General features: G+C 74.4%; 14 protein-coding genes. 13 read left to right on the top strand and 1 reads right to left on the bottom strand.

Annotated elements, in window-relative coordinates; translation table 11 throughout:
- The first annotated feature begins 1 nt into the window (after position 1).
- From FVA95_RS15755 to pheT, 3 genes are read left to right on the top strand one after another with little or no spacing between them, the layout of a single operon-like run.
- Positions 2–883 (top strand): TrmH family RNA methyltransferase, encoded by an 882-nt coding sequence (locus tag FVA95_RS15755; RefSeq protein ID WP_368667329.1) that lies wholly within the window; start codon positions 2–4, stop codon positions 881–883.
- Between the two features lie 37 nt (positions 884–920).
- On the top strand, positions 921–1,976 hold the full coding sequence (gene pheS, locus FVA95_RS15750) for a phenylalanine--tRNA ligase subunit alpha (RefSeq protein WP_149664910.1): 1,056 nt from the start codon (positions 921–923) through the stop codon (positions 1,974–1,976).
- Positions 1,977–2,014: 38 nt separating this feature from the next.
- Positions 2,015–4,531, top strand: a complete 2,517-nt coding sequence (gene pheT, locus FVA95_RS15745) for a phenylalanine--tRNA ligase subunit beta (protein WP_149664909.1) — start codon at positions 2,015–2,017, stop codon at positions 4,529–4,531.
- Positions 4,532–4,568: 37 nt separating this feature from the next.
- Here the strand turns inward: pheT and FVA95_RS15740 are convergent, their stop codons facing one another.
- On the bottom strand, positions 4,569–5,456 hold the full coding sequence (locus tag FVA95_RS15740; protein ID WP_149664908.1) for a hypothetical protein: 888 nt from the start codon (positions 5,454–5,456) through the stop codon (positions 4,569–4,571).
- 116 nt (positions 5,457–5,572) lie between these two features.
- Between FVA95_RS15740 and argC the strand changes: the two genes are divergently transcribed.
- From argC to tyrS, 10 genes are read left to right on the top strand one after another with little or no spacing between them, the layout of a single operon-like run.
- Positions 5,573–6,607, top strand: coding sequence for an N-acetyl-gamma-glutamyl-phosphate reductase (argC, locus tag FVA95_RS15735; RefSeq protein WP_161992325.1), 1,035 nt, complete (start codon positions 5,573–5,575; stop codon positions 6,605–6,607).
- Positions 6,604–7,776, top strand: coding sequence for a bifunctional glutamate N-acetyltransferase/amino-acid acetyltransferase ArgJ (gene argJ / locus FVA95_RS15730; RefSeq protein ID WP_164514868.1), 1,173 nt, complete (start codon positions 6,604–6,606; stop codon positions 7,774–7,776). The genes argC and argJ overlap by 4 nt, the downstream gene beginning before the upstream one ends.
- A gap of 34 nt (positions 7,777–7,810) precedes the next feature.
- Positions 7,811–8,740, top strand: coding sequence for an acetylglutamate kinase (gene argB, locus FVA95_RS15725; protein ID WP_043278065.1), 930 nt, complete (start codon positions 7,811–7,813; stop codon positions 8,738–8,740).
- Positions 8,737–9,930, top strand: coding sequence for an acetylornithine transaminase (locus FVA95_RS15720; RefSeq protein ID WP_149664906.1), 1,194 nt, complete (start codon positions 8,737–8,739; stop codon positions 9,928–9,930). Before argB ends, FVA95_RS15720 begins: the two co-directional genes overlap by 4 nt.
- A complete protein-coding gene (gene argF, locus FVA95_RS15715; protein WP_149664905.1) occupies positions 9,930–10,853 on the top strand; it encodes an ornithine carbamoyltransferase in 924 nt (307 codons plus the stop codon). Before FVA95_RS15720 ends, argF begins: the two co-directional genes overlap by 1 nt.
- Positions 10,846–11,403 (top strand): arginine repressor, encoded by a 558-nt coding sequence (locus FVA95_RS15710; RefSeq protein WP_020623717.1) that lies wholly within the window; start codon positions 10,846–10,848, stop codon positions 11,401–11,403. Before argF ends, FVA95_RS15710 begins: the two co-directional genes overlap by 8 nt.
- Positions 11,400–12,845 (top strand): argininosuccinate lyase, encoded by a 1,446-nt coding sequence (gene argH / locus FVA95_RS15705; protein WP_149664904.1) that lies wholly within the window; start codon positions 11,400–11,402, stop codon positions 12,843–12,845. Before FVA95_RS15710 ends, argH begins: the two co-directional genes overlap by 4 nt.
- Positions 12,842–14,065 (top strand): aminotransferase class I/II-fold pyridoxal phosphate-dependent enzyme, encoded by a 1,224-nt coding sequence (locus tag FVA95_RS15700; protein WP_149664903.1) that lies wholly within the window; start codon positions 12,842–12,844, stop codon positions 14,063–14,065. The genes argH and FVA95_RS15700 overlap by 4 nt, the downstream gene beginning before the upstream one ends.
- A complete protein-coding gene (locus FVA95_RS15695; RefSeq protein ID WP_149664902.1) occupies positions 14,065–14,736 on the top strand; it encodes a DNA-3-methyladenine glycosylase in 672 nt (223 codons plus the stop codon). Before FVA95_RS15700 ends, FVA95_RS15695 begins: the two co-directional genes overlap by 1 nt.
- Positions 14,737–14,782: 46 nt before the next feature.
- On the top strand, positions 14,783–16,057 hold the full coding sequence (gene tyrS / locus FVA95_RS15690) for a tyrosine--tRNA ligase (protein ID WP_161992323.1): 1,275 nt from the start codon (positions 14,783–14,785) through the stop codon (positions 16,055–16,057).
- The last annotated feature ends 385 nt before the right edge of the window (positions 16,058–16,442 follow it).

Here is a 16,442-nt window from a genome sequence, read left to right as displayed (position 1 = left end):
GGTGACCCGGGGCGACATCGAGTCGCGCAGCGCCGGTGAGCGCTCCGCGGACTCCACGCCCGGTACCGAACGCACTCCCCGCGTCGCAGCGGCACGCAAGCTGCTGCGACGCGCGGGGCGCGATCGGGCCGGGCGTTTCCTCGTCGAGGGGGCCCAGGCCGTCCGTGAGGCCCTCGACGCCGTCACGGTGCACGAGCTGTTCGTCACCGCCGTCGCCGCCGCGCGTCACCCCGAGCTGGTCGAGGCCGCGGAGCGCTCCGGCGCCCGGGTGTCCCCGGTGACCGAGAAGGCCGCCGCGGCACTGTCGGAGACGGTCACCCCGCAGGGGCTCGTCGCCGTCTGCGACCTGCTCGACGTGCCGGTGTCCGCCGCGCTGGCCGGGGTCCCCGGCTTCGTCACCGTCTGCGACGGCATCTCCGACCCCGGCAACGTCGGCACCGTGATCCGGGTCGCCGACGCAGCCGGCTGCGACGCGGTCCTCCTCGCCGGGGACACCGTCGACCCGCACAACGGGAAGGCCGTCCGGGCCTCCACCGGCAGCGTGTTCCACCTGCCGCTGGCCCGCGACCGGGACGCCCCCGCCGTCGTCGAGATGTGCCGGGCGGCCGGGCTGACCACGCTCGTCGCCGACGGGCACGGCGAGGTGGACCTGCACGACCCCGCCGTCACCCCGACCCTCGCCGGGCCGGTCGCCTGGATCCTCGGCAGCGAGGCGCACGGTCCGTCGGCCGAGGTGCACGACGCCGCCGACCACCGGGTCCGCGTCCCGATCCACGGCCGGGCCGAGTCGCTGAACCTCGCCACCGCCGCGGCGATCTGCCTGTACGCGACGGTCGCGGCCCGCGCGGGCGTCGCCCCGCAGCTGCCCCCGGCGCGCGGCTGAAACCCGCTCGCGGCCGCCCTCTACGATCGTGGGCACCATGAGTGAGAACGACACGGCGAGCCCTCTCGACCCGGATGTACTGAAGGCCGCGGTGGAGGCCGCCCGCACGGCGTTCGACGAGGCGGGCGACCTCGACGCGCTGGCCGCGGTGAAGCCCGCGCACCTCGGCGACCGCGCCCCGATCCCGATGGCGCGCCGGTCGCTGGGGCAGCTGCCCGGTCCCGAACGCGCCGACGCCGGCAAGCGGGTCAACGCCGCCCGCGTGGAGGCCCAGGCCGCGTTCGACGCGCGCCGCGAGGTCCTGCTCGCCGAGCGCGACTCCCGGGTGCTGGCCGAGGAGACCGTCGACGTCACCCTGCCCTGGGACCGCCGCCCGCCCGGCGCGCGCCACCCCATCACCCAGCTGTCCGAGCGGATCGCCGACATTTTCGTCGGGATGGGCTGGGAGGTCGCCGAGGGCCCCGAGGTCGAGGCGTCGTGGCTGAACTTCGACGCGCTGAACTTCGGCAAGGACCACCCGGCCCGCACCATGCAGGACACCTTCTACCTGGGTGACCCCGAGCGCGGGCAGGACTCGGGCACGGTGCTGCGCACGCACACCTCGCCGGTCCAGGTCCGGTCGCTGCTGGAGCGCGAACTGCCGGTCTACGTCGCCTGCCCGGGCCGGACCTTCCGCACCGACGAGCTCGACGCCACCCACACCCCGGTGTTCCACCAGGTCGAGGGCCTCGCCGTCGACCGCGGGCTGACGATGGCCCACCTCAAGGGGACGCTCGACGCGTTCGCCCGCGCGGTGTTCGGCCCCGAGGCCGGGACCCGCATGCGACCGTCGTACTTCCCGTTCACCGAGCCCTCGGCCGAGGTGGACCTGTGGTTCCCGCAGAAGAAGGGCGGCCCCGGCTGGGTCGAGTGGGGCGGCTGCGGCATGGTCAACCCGAACGTCCTGCGCGCCTGCGGCGTCGACACCGAGGTGTACTCCGGGTTCGCCGTCGGCATGGGCATCGAGCGGACCCTCATGTTCCGCAACGGCATCCCGGACATGCGGGACATGGTCGAGGGCGACGTCCGCTTCTCGACCGCGTTCGGCGTCTGACCCGGCCCACCCCGCTTCCACACGAGGAGTTCTGAGCAGTGCGAGTGTCCGCGTCCTGGCTCGCCCGGCACATCGACCCGGCGGCGCTGCCCGCCGGGCCCGAGGCGATCGGCGACGCCTTCGTCCGGGTCGGGCTGGAGGTCGAGGACATCCACCCGGCCCCCGCGATCACCGGGCCGGTGACCGTCGCCCGCGTGCAGGAGATCGAGGAGCTCACCGAGTTCAAGAAGCCGATCCGGTACTGCCGGGTGGGCTTCGAAGGAGCACGTCACCGCTACGTGGTGTGCGGTGCCCGAAACTTCGCCGTCGGCGACCTCGTCGTCGTCACCGAGCCGGGCGCCGTGCTCCCCGGCGACTTCGCGATCGCCCAGCGGACGACCTACGGCAAGGTCTCCGACGGCATGATCGCCTCGGCGAAGGAGCTCGGCCTCGGCGCCGACACCGGCGGCATCCTCGTGCTCCCGCCGGGCACCGCCGAGCCCGGCGACGACGCGCTGGAGGTCCTCGGGCTCACCGAGCCCGTCGTCGAGCTCGCCGTCACCCCGGACCGGGGCTACTGCTTCGCCGTCCGCGGCCTCGCCCGCGAGCTCGCGACCTCGCTCGACGCCGACTACACCGACCCGGTCACCCGGGTCGCCGTCCCGGACGCCACCGGCGACGCCTGGCCGGTCCGGCTCGCCGACACCGACGCCTGCCCGCGGTTCGTCGCGCGGCGGGTCGACGGCGTCGACCCGGCCGCGCCCAGCCCGTGGTGGATGCAGCGTGCACTGCTCTCGGCCGGAATGCGTCCGATCTCGCTGGTCGTCGACGTCACCAACTTCGTGATGCTCGACCTCGGCCAGCCGCTGCACGCCTACGACGCGTCCCGGCTGAGCGGCGCCATCGAGGTCCGCCGCGCGACGACGGGGGAGAAGCTGCAGACCCTCGACGGCCAGACCCGCACCCTGGACCCCGACGACCTGCTCATCACCGACGACTCCGGCCCGATCGGGCTCGCCGGCGTGATGGGCGGGGCGTCCACCGAGATCCCCGCGCCCGAGGACCTCGCCGACGGCGCCCGGGTCGACGTCCTGCTGGAGGCCGCGCACTTCTCGCCGCCGGTGATCGCGCGCGCCGCGCGCCGGCACAAGCTGCCCAGCGAGGCGTCCAAACGGTTCGAGCGGGTCGTGGACCCGGCGCTGCCGCCGGTCGCGGCCGAGCGCGCCGCCCAGCTGCTCGTCGAGCTCGGCGGCGGGACCCTCGCCGACGGGCGCACCGACTCCGGTGGTGTCCCCGCCGTCGCGAGCGTGCGGATGCCGCTGTCGATGCCCGACCGCGTCGCCGGGGTGGAGTACCCGCGCGGGGCCACCGTGCGGCGCCTGACCCAGGTCGGCTGCGCGATCTCCCTGGACACCGGCGCCGGCGGGGAGGGCGTCGTCGTCGCGACCCCGCCGACCTGGCGCCCGGACCTCACCATGGCCGCCGACCTGGTGGAGGAGGTACTGCGGCTGGAGGGCTACGACGCCATCCCGTCGGTGCTGCCCGCCGCCCCGGCCGGGCGTGGCCTGACCGCCGCCCAGCAGCGCCGTCGCGCGGTGTCGCGAGCCCTCGCCGAGGCGGGCCACGTCGAGGTGCTGCCGTTCCCGTTCGTCTCCGACAGCGTCTGGGACGACCTGGGCCTGGCCGCCGACGACGAGCGTCGCCGCACCGTCGCCGTCACCAACCCGCTCGACGCCGAGCGGTCCCGGCTCGCGACGACCCTGCTCCCCGGCCTGCTCGACATGCTGGTGCGCAACCGTTCCCGCGGAGCCGAGGACCTCGCGCTGTACGCGATCGCGCAGGTCGTGCAGCCGGGGGAGACCACCCCCGCGATGCCCGACCCGGCCGTCACCGGCCGTCCCTCCGACGACGAGTACGCGGCCCTGCGCGCCGCGCTGCCCGACCAGCCCGTGCACGTCGGGATCGTCCTCGCCGGGAACCGTGAGCCGCGTGGCTGGTGGGGCCCGGGTCGTCCGGCGTCCTGGTCCGACGCCGTCGAGGCGGCCCGGCTGACCGGCGCCGCCGCCGGGGTGGAGCTGCGGCCGCGCCGCGCCGAGCGGGCACCGTGGCACCCCGGCCGATGCGCCGAGCTCGTCCTGGTCGACGCGGCCGGGACCGACACCGTCGTCGGGTACGCCGGTGAGCTGCACCCCAAGGTCGTCGAGGCGCTGGGGCTGCCGGCCCGCACCGCCGCGGCCGAGATCGACCTCGACGCGATCCCGCTGCGGGAGAACCTGCCCGTGCCGCGGGTGTCGGCGTTCCCGCCGGTCGCGGTGGACGTCGCGCTGGTCGCCGACGAGGCGGTCCCGGCGGCGGACCTCGCCGACGCGCTCACCGCGGGCGCGGGGGAGCTGCTGGAGTCGGTGCGGCTGTTCGACGTCTACACCGGTGACCAGGTCGGACAGGGGCGCCGTTCACTGGCGTTCTCGCTGCGCCTGCGCGCCTCGGACCGCACGCTGACCAGCGAGGAGGCGAACGCCGCCCGCGACGCGGCGGTCGCCGAGGCCACGGCCCGGCACGGGGCCGCGCTGCGCTGAGCCCGCAGCGGTCCGTGCCGAGCCGGCCCCGGCCGGCTCAGCGCGGGACCGCCGCGGCGGCGGCGACCGCCGCGGCCCGCCACTGGTCCCGGGACGGGGTCCGCCCCGCGACCGCCACCGTCACCAGGTACCGGGCGGTGGCCAGCTGCAGGGTCGGCCCGGCGACGGTGTCGAGCACCGTCGCCGAGGTCCCCGCCGGGAGCCCGGTCACCGCGCTGCCGTGCCGAGCGGCGGCGACGTAGCCGGCGGGCGTGCTCCGGTTGGTCGTGTAGGCGTTCACCGACACCGTCACGCCGTCGGCGAGCGCGAAACAGGCCCGGGTGCGGGTGCCGTCGGTGCGGGTGACCACGGCGTTCGTCGCCGGCGCGACCGGTGGGCCGCCCAGCAACCCGGTCAGCGCCGCACGGTCGAGCAGGCACTCGTCGGCCACCACGTCGGAGGTCAGCGGGGCCGGTGCGGCGGCCGGCGCGGCGGCCCGCGTGGGAGCGGCGCGCGCCGCGTCCGGTGCGGGCCGGGGCCGGCCGTCCGGGACGCGGGACGCACCGTCCCCGACCGGCACGGGCGGCACCGTGCGGGCCGTCCCGTCCCCGCCGTCGGGGAGACCGGACGAGGGCGGAACCGGCACGGGCGGGACCGTCGTCATCGGACGGCCGTCGGTGGTCGGGGCGGCGAGCGGCCCGTTCGACAGCGGCCCCGGCACCGTGAACGACGTCGGCGGCCGCCGCGTGGGCTCCACCGGCGCCGCCGCGGTCGAGGGCAGCGCCGGCCCCTGCCCGGTGGGCCACGGCGTCCCGGCCACGGTCGACGCGCACCCGCCGAGCAGCCCCGCGAGCACCGCCGTGACCACCCCGGTGACCGCCGCCGTCAGGGTCGCCGACCGTTCCCGGGCAGGCGTGCCCGCGCCCGGTCCCACCCCGCGTGTCACCCGTCGCCGCACCCGCGGGAAACTAGGCGTCGCACACGCTGGCCGGGCCCGGTTCCGCCCCGCTCGGTCGCGATCGCGAATCCCGATTGCATGGCTTTGCGTGGCCGTGCATACTCATCCACGTGGTACGCATCGCAGTGGCGGGAGCCAGTGGCTACGCCGGGGGAGAGCTCCTCCGGCTGCTGCTCGCACATCCCGAGGTGGAGATCGGCGCCCTCACGGCCGGCGGGAACGCGGGCACGCGTCTGGGCGAGCACCAGCCGCACCTGACCCCGCTCGCGGACCGCGTCCTGGGCGAGAGCACGGCGGAGAACCTCGCCGGACACGACGCGGTGTTCCTGGCCCTGCCGCACGGCAAGTCCGCCGAGCTGGCGGCGCAGCTGGGGCCGGACACGCTCGTCGTGGACTGCGGGGCGGACCACCGCCTGACCGACCCGGCCGCCTGGGACCGGTGGTACGGCGGCGAGCACGCCGGGCACTGGCCCTACGGGCTGCCCGAGCTGCCCGGCGCCCGGGCGGCGCTGACCGGCACCCGGCGCGTCGCGGTGCCCGGCTGCTACCCGACCGGGACCAGCCTCGCGCTGGTCCCCGCGCTGGTCGCCGGCCTGGTCACCCCCGAGGTCGTGATCACCGCGGTCACCGGCATCTCCGGTGCGGGCAAGTCGGTCAAGCCGCACCTGCTGGGCGCGGAGGTCATGGGGTCGCTGTCGGCGTACGGCGTCGGCGGCGTGCACCGGCACACTCCCGAGATCGCGCAGAACCTGTCCACCGCGCTCGGCTCGCCCGTCTCGGTCAGCTTCACCCCGGTGCTCGCGCCGCTGCCGCGCGGCATCCTCGCCTCCTGCTCGGCCCTGCTGGCCGACCCGGCGACCGATGCGGCCGCGGTCCGGTCGGTCTACGAGAAGGCCTACGCCGACGAGCCGTTCGTGCACCTGCTGCCGGAGGGCCAGTGGCCCACCACCGCGCAGACGCTGGGCTCCAACAACGTCGCGCTGCAGGTCACCGTCGACGCCGACGCGGGCCGCCTCGTCGTCGTCTCCGCGATCGACAATCTGACCAAGGGCACCGCGGGCGGCGCCGTCCAGTGCATGAACCTGGCCCTCGGTCTGCCCGAGACCACCGGCCTGCCGACGACGGGAGTGGCACCGTGAGCGTGACCGCAGCGAAGGGCTTCCGGGCCGCCGGGATCGCCGCCGGGATCAAGAAGTCCGGGCGGGCCGACCTGGCGCTCGTGGTGAACGACGGCCCGCGCACCGAGGCCGCCGGGGTCTTCACCCGCAACAAGGTCAAGGCCGCTCCCGTCCTGTGGTCGCAGCAGGTGCTGACCACCGGCTCGCTGCGCGCGGTCGTCCTCAACTCCGGCGGGGCGAACGCCTGCACCGGGGCCGAGGGCTTCCAGACGGCGCACGCCACCGCGGAGGAGGCCGCCGGGGTGCTCGGCTGCGGCGCGATCGACGTCGCCGTGTGCTCCACCGGCCTGATCGGCGAGCAGCTCCCGAGGGAGACCCTGCTCGCCGGGGTCCGGACGGCGGCCGGGGAGCTGGCGGCGGGGCCCGAGGCCGGGTCCGCCGTCGCCGGCGCGATCATGACGACCGACACCGTCCCGAAGGAGTCCGTCGTCACCGATCCGGCCGGCTGGACCGTCGGGGGTACGACCAAGGGCGCCGGGATGATCGCCCCGTCGATGGCGACCATGCTCAGCGTGCTCACCACCGACGCGGTGCTCGACCGGGCGACGCTCGACGCCGCGCTGCGCGAGGCCGTCCGCTACAGCTTCGACCGGCTCGACGTCGACGGCTCGATGTCCACCAACGACACCGTGCTGGTGCTGGCCTCCGGCGCGTCCGGCGTCGAGGCCGACCCGGCGGTGTTCACCGCCGCGCTCACCCGCGTGTGCCGTGACCTCGCCGAGCAGATGCAGGCCGACGCCGAGGGTGTCACCAAGCGCATCACCGTGCGGGTCACCGGCGCCGCGTCCGAGGACGACGCGGTGACCGTCGCCCGCACGATCGCCCGCGACTCCCTGGTGAAGACCGCGATGTTCGGATCCGACCCCAACTGGGGCCGGGTCGCGGCCGCCGCCGGGTACGCCGACGCCGAGATCGACCCCGAGCACCTCGACGTCACGATCAACGGCGTGCTGCTGTGCAAGGGCGCGGCCGTGGCCGGGGACCGGGCCGACTGCGACCTGTCCGGGAAGGACATCCTGATCGAGGTCGGGCTGGGCCTGTCCGGCGGGGCCGAGGGGCACACCGCCGAGATCAGGACCACCGACCTGTCACACGCCTACGTGGAGGAGAACAGTGCCTACTCCTCCTGAGCCGGTCGCCCCGGACGCGCTGCCCCAGCCGCAGATCGCGCCGTCCCCGGAGACCCCGGCCCGGCTGAAGCGGGCGGGGGAGAAGGCGGGCGTGCTCGCCGAGGCGCTGCCCTGGCTGCAGCGGTTCCACGGCCGGATCGTCGTCGTCAAGTACGGCGGGAACGCCATGATCGACGAGGAGCTGAAACAGGCCTTCGCCCGGGACATGGTGTTCCTGCGGCTCGCCGGCATCCACCCGGTCGTCGTGCACGGCGGCGGGCCGCAGATCTCGGCCATGCTGAAGCGGCTCGGCATGCCCGGCGAGTTCCGCGGAGGCCTGCGCGTCACCACCCCGGAGACGATGGAGATCGTCCGGATGGTGCTGTTCGGCCAGGTCGGGCGGGAGCTCGTCGGGCTGATCAACGTCCACGGGCCGTTCGCCGTCGGCCTGTCCGGGGAGGACGCAGGACTGTTCACCGCCGAGAAGCGCACCGCGCTGGTTGGCGGCGAGCCCGTCGACATCGGCCTGGTCGGCGACGTCACGAAGGTCAACCCGGACGCGGTGCTCGACATCATCGCCGCAGGCCGCATCCCGGTCGTCGCGGGGGTCGCGCCGGACGCCGACGGCCAGGTCCACAACATCAACGCCGACAGCGCCGCCGCGGCGCTGGCCGGTGCGCTGGACGCCGCGAAGCTCGTGGTGCTCACCGACGTCGAGGGTCTCTACGCGAACTACCCCGACCCGGAGTCGATCATCACCTCGCTGACGGCGGACCAGCTGGAGCCGATGCTGCCCCGCCTGGAGAGCGGCATGGCCCCGAAGATGGAGGCCTGCCTGCGCGCCGTGCGCTCGGGCGTCGGACAGGCCCATGTGATCGACGGGCGGGTGCCGCACTCGGTCCTGCTCGAGGTGTTCACGCACGAGGGCGTCGGCACGATGGTGCTGCCGGACGCGCCCGGTGCCACGGCTGGGGGAACGACATGAGCACGCACGCGCAGCGGTGGCAGGCCGCCCTGATGAACAACTACGGGATCCCGCCGCTGACCCTGGTCCGCGGCGAGGGCGCCCGGGTGTGGGACGCCGAGGGTCGCGCTTACCTGGACCTGTATGCCGGGATCGCGGTCAACGCGCTCGGGCATGCGCACCCGGCCGTCGTCGAGGCGGTGTCCGAGCAGGTCCGCACCCTCGGCCACACCTCGAACTTCTTCATCACCGAGCCCGCGCTGCAGCTCGCGGAGCGGCTGCAGGCCCTGCTCGGCCGCGACGACGCCCGCACCCTGCTCTGCAACTCCGGCACCGAGGCCAACGAGGCCGCCTTCAAGATCGCCCGCCGGACGGGCAGGCCGGAGATCATCGCCTGTGAGGGCGCGTTCCACGGCCGCACGATGGGTGCGCTCGCGCTGACCGGGCAGCCCGCCAAGCGGGCCCCGTTCGAGCCGATGCCCGCCGGGGTGACGCACGTCCCGTTCGGTGACGTCGCCGCACTCGACGCCGCCGTCACCGAGCGGACCGCCGCGGTGTTCCTGGAGCCGATCCTCGGCGAGGCCGGCGTGATCGTGCCGCCGGAGGGATACCTGGCGCAGGCCCGGCGGATCACCGCCGAGCGCGGCGCGCTGCTCGTCCTCGACGAGGTGCAGACCGGCATCGGCCGCACCGGGTACTGGTTCGCCCACCAGGCGCACGGCGTCCTCCCGGACGTGGTCACCCTGGCCAAGGGCCTCGGTGGCGGCCTCCCGATCGGCGCCTGCATCGGGCTCGGCGACGCCGCCGCCCTGCTCGAGCCCGGTCAGCACGGCACCACCTTCGGTGGCAACCCGGTGACGTGCGCCGCGGCGCTCGCCGTGCTCGACACGGTCGCGGCCGAGGGTCTGCTCGGCCACGTCGACCGGCTCGGCAAGGAGATCCGCAGCCGGCTCGACGGTCTTGGCCACCCCCTCGTCGGCGACGTCTCCGGCGCCGGCCTGCACATCGGCATCGGCCTCACCGCGCCGGTCGCCGCGCAGACCGCCGCGGCCGCCCGCGACGCCGGGATCCTGATCAACAACGCCACCCCGGACCGGCTCCGGCTGGCCCCGGCCCTGACCCTCACCGACGACGAGGCCGAGGAGTTCCTGACGGCCTTCCCGGCGGTCCTCGACGCCGCCGCGGCCCAGCACGAGGGGCAGGGGAGCTGATGGTCCGCCACCTGCTGCGGGACGACGACCTGACCCCGGCCGAGCAGGCCGAGGTCCTCGATCTCGCCGACCGGCTCAAGGCCGACCTCTTCGCCGAGCGCCCGCTGGCCGGTCCGCGCGCGGTGGGGGTCGTGTTCGACAAGTCCTCCACCCGCACCCGGGTGTCGTTCGAGGCCGGGATCACCCAGCTCGGCGGTACCGCGATCATCCTCGACGGCACCACCAGCCAGCTCGGGCGCGGCGAGACCATCTCCGACACCTCCCGGGTGCTGTCGCGCTACCTCGACGCGATCGTGTGGCGCACCAGCGGCCAGGAGCGGATCGAGGAGATGGCCGCCGCGGCGACCGTGCCGGTGGTCAACGCACTGACCGACACGTTCCACCCGTGCCAGATCCTGGCGGACCTGCAGACCGTGCGGGAGCGGTTCGGCCGCCTCGCCGGGCTCACCCTGACCTACCTCGGCGACGGCGCGAACAACATCGCGCACTCGCTGCTGCTCGGCGGGGCCACCGCGGGGCTGCACGTGCGGATCGCCGCACCCGCCGGGTTCACCCCCGACGACGACGTGCTGCGCGACGCGAAGGCCCGGGCCGAGCAGACCGGCGGTTCGGTCGCGCTCGTCGCCGAGCCGGTGGCCGCCGTGGCGGGGGCCCAGGTCGTCGTCACCGACACCTGGACCTCGATGGGCCAGGAGGACGACGGCCTGGACCGGGTCGCGCCGTTCCGGCCGTACCAGGTCAACGCCGCCCTGCTGGAGCACGCCGCACCGGACGCGATCGTGCTGCACTGCCTGCCGGCCCACCGCGGCGACGAGATCACCGACGAGGTCCTCGACGGCCCGGCCAGCGCCGTCTGGGACGAGGCCGAGAACCGGCTGCACGCGCAGAAGGCGCTGCTCGCCTGGCTCCTGCGGCATGGGTGAGACCGACCGCGACCGGAGGAACCCGGTCAACCGGGCCCGACGGCAGGCCGCCGTCATCGACGTGATCTGGAACCACCAGCTGAGCAGCCAGGTCGAGATCATCGGGCTGCTCCACGAGCGGCACGGCATCGAGACGACCCAGGCCACGCTGTCGCGGGACCTCGACGAGCTCGGTGCGGTGAAGCTGCGCGGCGCCGACGGCGGGCAGCCGGTCTACCGCATCCCCGAGGACGGCAGCCCGGTGCGCGGGGTCGAGGGCGGCACCGGCCGGGTGGCCCGGTTGCTGGGGGAGCTGCTCGTGTCCGCCGACGCGAGTGGGAACCTGGCCGTCCTGCGTACCCCGCCGGGCGCGGCGCACTACCTCGCGAGCGCACTCGACCGGGCCGCACTGCACGACGTCGTCGGCACCATCGCCGGGGACGACACGGTCATCGTCGTCGCCCGTGAGCCCCTCACCGGGGCGGAGCTGGCCGAGCGGCTGCAGGACCTGTCCCGGAGGGCCCACGCGGCCACCGGGGCGCACGACGAACGAGAAGGAGACCCGACATGACCGACGCGGACCCCCGACGGGGCGCGGTCGCCGGAGGCGGAGCGCTGTGGGGTGGCCGGTTCGCGTCCGGTCCGGCCGATGCGCTCGCGGCGCTGTCGAAGTCCACCCATTTCGACTGGGCACTGGCCCCCTATGACATCCGCGGCTCGAAGGCGCACGCCCGGGTCCTGCACCGCGCCGGTCTGCTGACCGACGAGGAGCTGTCGGGGATGCACAAGGCACTCGACGAGCTCGCCGCCGACGTCGCCTCCGGGGCGTTCGGCCCCGACCCGGGCGACGAGGACGTGCACACCGCGCTGGAGCGCGGCCTGATCGAGCGGGCGGGGGCCGACCTGGGCGGCAAGCTGCGGGCCGGTCGCTCGCGCAACGACCAGGTGGCCACCCAGTTCCGGATGTGGCTGCGCGACGCCGTGCGGCGGGTCGGCTCCGGCGTGCTCGACGTCGTCGACGCACTCGCCGACCAGGCGCAGGCCCACCCCGACGCGCCGATGCCCGGCCGCACGCACCTGCAGCACGCGCAGCCGGTGCTGCTCGGCCACCAGCTCGCCGCGCACGCCCAGGCCCTGCTGCGCGACGTCGACCGGCTGGCCGACTGGGACCGGCGCAGCGCCTGGTCGCCGTACGGCTCGGGCGCGCTCGCCGGTTCCTCGCTCGGGCTCGACCCGGAGGCCGTCGCCGCGGAGCTCGGCTTCACCGGGTCCTCGGCCAACTCGATCGACGGGACCGCCGCGCGCGACTTCGCCGCCGAGGCCGCGTTCGTCCTCGCGATGATCGGCGTCGACCTGTCGCGGCTGTCGGAGGAGATCATCCTCTGGGCGACGGCCGAGTTCGGCTACGTCACCCTCGACGACGCGTTCTCCACCGGCAGCTCGATCATGCCGCAGAAGAAGAACCCCGACGTCGCCGAGCTGGCGCGCGGGAAGTCCGGCCGGCTGGTCGGCAACCTCGCCGGGCTCATGACCACCCTCAAGGGGCTCCCGCTGGCCTACAACCGGGACCTGCAGGAGGACAAGGAGCCGCTGTTCGACTCGGTCGCGCAGCTGGAGCTCCTGCTCCCCGCGGTCGCCGGGATGGTGGCCACCCTGACCTTCCACACCGAGCGGCTCGCCGAGCTGGCCCCGGCCGGGTTCACCCTGGCCACCGACGTCGCCGAGTGGCTCGTCCGGCAGGGTGTGCCGTTCCGGGTGGCCCACGAGGCCGCGGGCGGCTGCGTCCGCGCCGCCGAGGCCCGCGGCGTCGGACTGGAGGACCTGACCGACGCCGAGCTGGCCGCCGTGCACCCGGCACTGGACCCGAGTGTCCGCGACGTACTGACCGTGGAAGGCTCCATCGCGTCGCGGAACGCCCGCGGTGGGACGGCCGGCGACCGGGTCGCCGAGCAGCTCACCGACCTGCGTACCGCGGTCGGAGCAGCGCGAGAGTTCACCGGAGGAACCGCATGACCGACCCTGCCGCAGCCTACGAGGAGCTCAAGGCCGCCGGCCTGAAGCTCGACCTGACGCGGGGCAAGCCGTCCGCGCAGCAGCTGGACCTGTCCCACGAGCTGCTCGGCCTGCCGGGCGCGGGACAGTTCCGCGCGGCCGACGGCACCGACACCCGCAACTACGGCGGCGGCCAGGGTCTGCCCGAGCTGCGCGAGATCTTCGCGCCGTCGCTCCAGGTCCCGGTCGGGCAGCTGGTGGCGGCGAACAACTCCAGCCTCGAGCTCATGCACGACACACTCGTGCACGCGCTGCTGACCGCGCTGCCCGGCGCCCCGACCCGCTGGGTCGACGCCGGCCGCGTGGCGTTCATCGCCCCGGTCCCCGGCTACGACCGGCACTACGGCGTGTGCGAGCGCCTGGGGATCGACCTGGTCACCGTCGGTATGACCGCCGACGGCCCCGACATGGACGAGGTCGAGCGGCTCGTCGCCGAGGACCCGTCGATCAAGGGCATCTGGTGCGTGCCGAAGTACTCGAACCCCGACGGCGTCGTCTACTCCGACGAGGTCGTGCGCCGGTTGGCCACCATGCCGACGGCCGCCCCGGACTTCCGGATCATGTGGGACAACGCCTACGCGGTGCACCACCTGACCACCGAGGAGATCGAGATCGCCGACGTCCTCGCGCTCGCGGCCGAGGCGGGCAACCCGGACCGGCCGTTCGTCTTCGGGTCCACCTCGAAGATCACCCTCGCCGGTGCGGGCGTCGCGTTCTTCGGTGCCTCGCAGGCGAACGTCGACTGGTGGCTGAAGCTGGCGTCGAAGAAGACGATCGGCCCGGACAAGGTCAACCACCTCCGCCATGCGCTGTTCCTGAAGGACGCCGCCGGGCTGCGTGCGCACATGGCCGCGCACCGCGAGTTGATCGCCCCGAAGTTCGCCGCGGTCGACCGTCTGCTGACCGAGGCGTTCGCCGACGTCGACGGCGTGTCCTGGACGAAGCCGAAGGGCGGCTACTTCGTGAGCCTGACCGTCCCGGACGGCCTCGCCTCGGAGGTCGTGCGCCTGGCCAAGGAGGCGGGCATCGTCCTGACCCCGGCCGGTGCGACGCACCCCTACGGCAAGGACCCGCAGGACGCGACCATCCGTCTCGCCCCGACCCTGCCCCCGCTCGACGAGGTCGAGAAGGCCATGGCCGGTGTCGTGACCTGCATGCAGCTGGCGCTCGCGCGCCGCTGATGGCGGACGACGACCACACGGCGGGGCCCGGCCGGGACGACCGGCCGGGCCCCGCCGGTCTGCTGGACCGGTCCGCCCTGGCCGTCGACGTCCTGCCCGCCGCGCGACGCCTGCTCGGCTGCGTCCTCGAGGCCGACACCCCCGACGGCACGGTCGCGGTGCGGCTGGTCGAGGTGGAGGCCTACCGGGGCCGCGACGACCCCGCGTCGCACTGCTACCGCGGCCGGACCCCGCGCAACGCGGTGATGTTCGGCCCGCCCGGCCACCTGTACGTCTACTTCGTCTACGGCATGCACTTCTGCGCGAACGTGTCCTGCCTGCCCGACGGCGAGCCGGGCGCGGTGCTGCTGCGCGCCGGCGAGCTGCTCACCGACCCGGGGGTGGCCCGGGAACGCCGGCCCACCGCCCGTCGCGACGCCGACCTGGCCCGCGGACCCGCACGGCTGGCCGCGCTCCTCGGGCTGCGTCGCGAGGACGACGGGACCGACGTCACCGACCCGGCCTCCCGGGTACGGCTCCGAGTGGGGACCCCGCTCGGTCCGGATCTCGTCCGGTCCGGACCCCGGGTGGGCGTCGCCGCGGCGGCCGAGCTGCCGTGGCGGTACTGGGTCGACGGCTCGCCCGCGGTCAGCCCGTACCGGGCCGGGACGCGCCGTCGTCGCAGCGCCTGAGGAACCCGCGTGCACGCGCCGCGGCGGCCCGACCAAGATGGGCACCGTGGGTACCGACATCCTCGACGACCTGGAGTGGCGCGGCCTGATCGCGCAGAGCACCGACCGCGACGCGCTCGCGAAGGAGCTCGCCGCCGGCGACCCGGTGTCGATCTATGCCGGGTTCGACCCGACCGCGTCCAGCCTGCACGCCGGGCACCTGATCCCGATGCTGACGCTGCGCCGGTTCCAGGAGGCCGGCCACCGGCCGGTGATCCTCGCGGGCGGTGCGACCGGCATGATCGGCGACCCGCGTGACGTGGGGGAGCGGACGCTCAACGACGCCGCGACCGTGGCCGACTGGACGAACCTGATCCGCGGACAGCTGGAGCGCTTCGTCTCCTTCGACGACGGGCCGACCGGCGCCACCGCCGTCAACAACCTGGACTGGACCGGGCAGCAGACGGTCCTGGAGTTCCTGCGCGACCTCGGCAAGCACTTCCCGGTCAGCACGATGATCTCGCGGGACACGGTGAAGCGTCGCCTCGCCGGCGACGGGATATCCTACACCGAGTTCAGCTACCTGCTGCTGCAGGCCCAGGACTACCTGCACCTCTACCGCGAGCTCGGGGTGCGGCTGCAGATCGGTGGGTCCGACCAGTGGGGCAACATCGTCGGCGGTGTCGACCTCATCCGTCGGGTGACCGGTGACCACGTCCACGCGCTGACCCTGCGGCTGGTCACCGACTCCGAGGGCCGCAAGTTCGGCAAGTCGACCGGGGGCGGCAACGTCTGGCTCGACCCGGACCGCACCTCGCCGTACGCCTGGTACCAGTACTTCGTGAACGTCGCCGACGCCGACGCGATCACCTACCTGAAGCTCTTCACCTTCCTCGACCGCGCCGAGATCGAAGCGCTGGAGACCGAGCTGGCCGAGAAGCCGCACCTGCGTGGCGCGCAACGGCGTCTCGCCGCCGAGCTGACGACGTTGGTGCACGGCGAGGAGCAGACGAGGCAAGTGACGACCGCGAGCCAGGCCCTGTTCGGCCGGGCGGAGCTCACCGACCTGGACGCGGCCACCCTCGGCGCCGCGCTCGCCGAGGTGCCGACGGCCGACGGCGGCCCGGCCGACACGATCGTCGACCTGCTCGTCGCCACCGGCCTGACCGACAGCAAGGGCGCCGCGCGTCGCGCGGTGAAGGAGGGCGGCGCGTACGTCAACAACGTCAAGATCGTCGACGAGGAGTGGGTACCGGGTGCCGGTGACGTCCTCGACGGCGGCTGGCTGGTGGTGCGCCGGGGGAAGCGCAACCTGGCCGGTGTGCGGGTCCGAGCGGCCTGATCGGCCGTTGACCTGCAAGAACACCGGAAGGGCACCCCCCTGTGAAACGCCCCCGGAGCATCCTGTAACTTTCTCGATGTCGCCAGGACGGGACGGACGAGAGCGAGACCGGCCGACAGGCCAGGGACGCGGATCCGGACCGGGGGCGACGGCCCAGGAACTTCACTTCGGTGGAGATCCGGCCGCCCGGAGTAAGGCTTGACGCCGCTCTCCGGTACACGTAGCATAAGAGAGTTGCCTCCTCGTGAGGCCGACTCTGACGCCCTGGGGCGACGGCCATCAGGCCCGGTCCCCGAGCGCGGGTGTCCTTTGAGAACTCAACAGTGTGTCGAGCTATATAATCGGTTTGGCGTTTTGTGCCAAATTTGTTTGTTTGGTTGCAGCA

It is taken from the genome of Pseudonocardia sp. EV170527-09, assembly GCF_008369905.1.
Classification (GTDB): domain Bacteria; phylum Actinomycetota; class Actinomycetes; order Mycobacteriales; family Pseudonocardiaceae; genus Pseudonocardia.
This window is presented reverse-complemented; position numbering and strand designations above follow the sequence as displayed.

Coding starts and splice junctions, on each gene's coding strand:
- pheS (WP_149664910.1), top strand. CDS start 921: ATGAGTGAGAACGACACGGCGAGCCCTCTCGACCCGGATGTACTGAAG.
- FVA95_RS15720 (WP_149664906.1), top strand. CDS start 8,737: ATGAGCACGCACGCGCAGCGGTGGCAGGCCGCCCTGATGAACAACTAC.
- argF (WP_149664905.1), top strand. CDS start 9,930: ATGGTCCGCCACCTGCTGCGGGACGACGACCTGACCCCGGCCGAGCAG.
- FVA95_RS15710 (WP_020623717.1), top strand. CDS start 10,846: ATGGGTGAGACCGACCGCGACCGGAGGAACCCGGTCAACCGGGCCCGA.
- argH (WP_149664904.1), top strand. CDS start 11,400: ATGACCGACGCGGACCCCCGACGGGGCGCGGTCGCCGGAGGCGGAGCG.
- FVA95_RS15700 (WP_149664903.1), top strand. CDS start 12,842: ATGACCGACCCTGCCGCAGCCTACGAGGAGCTCAAGGCCGCCGGCCTG.
- FVA95_RS15695 (WP_149664902.1), top strand. CDS start 14,065: ATGGCGGACGACGACCACACGGCGGGGCCCGGCCGGGACGACCGGCCG.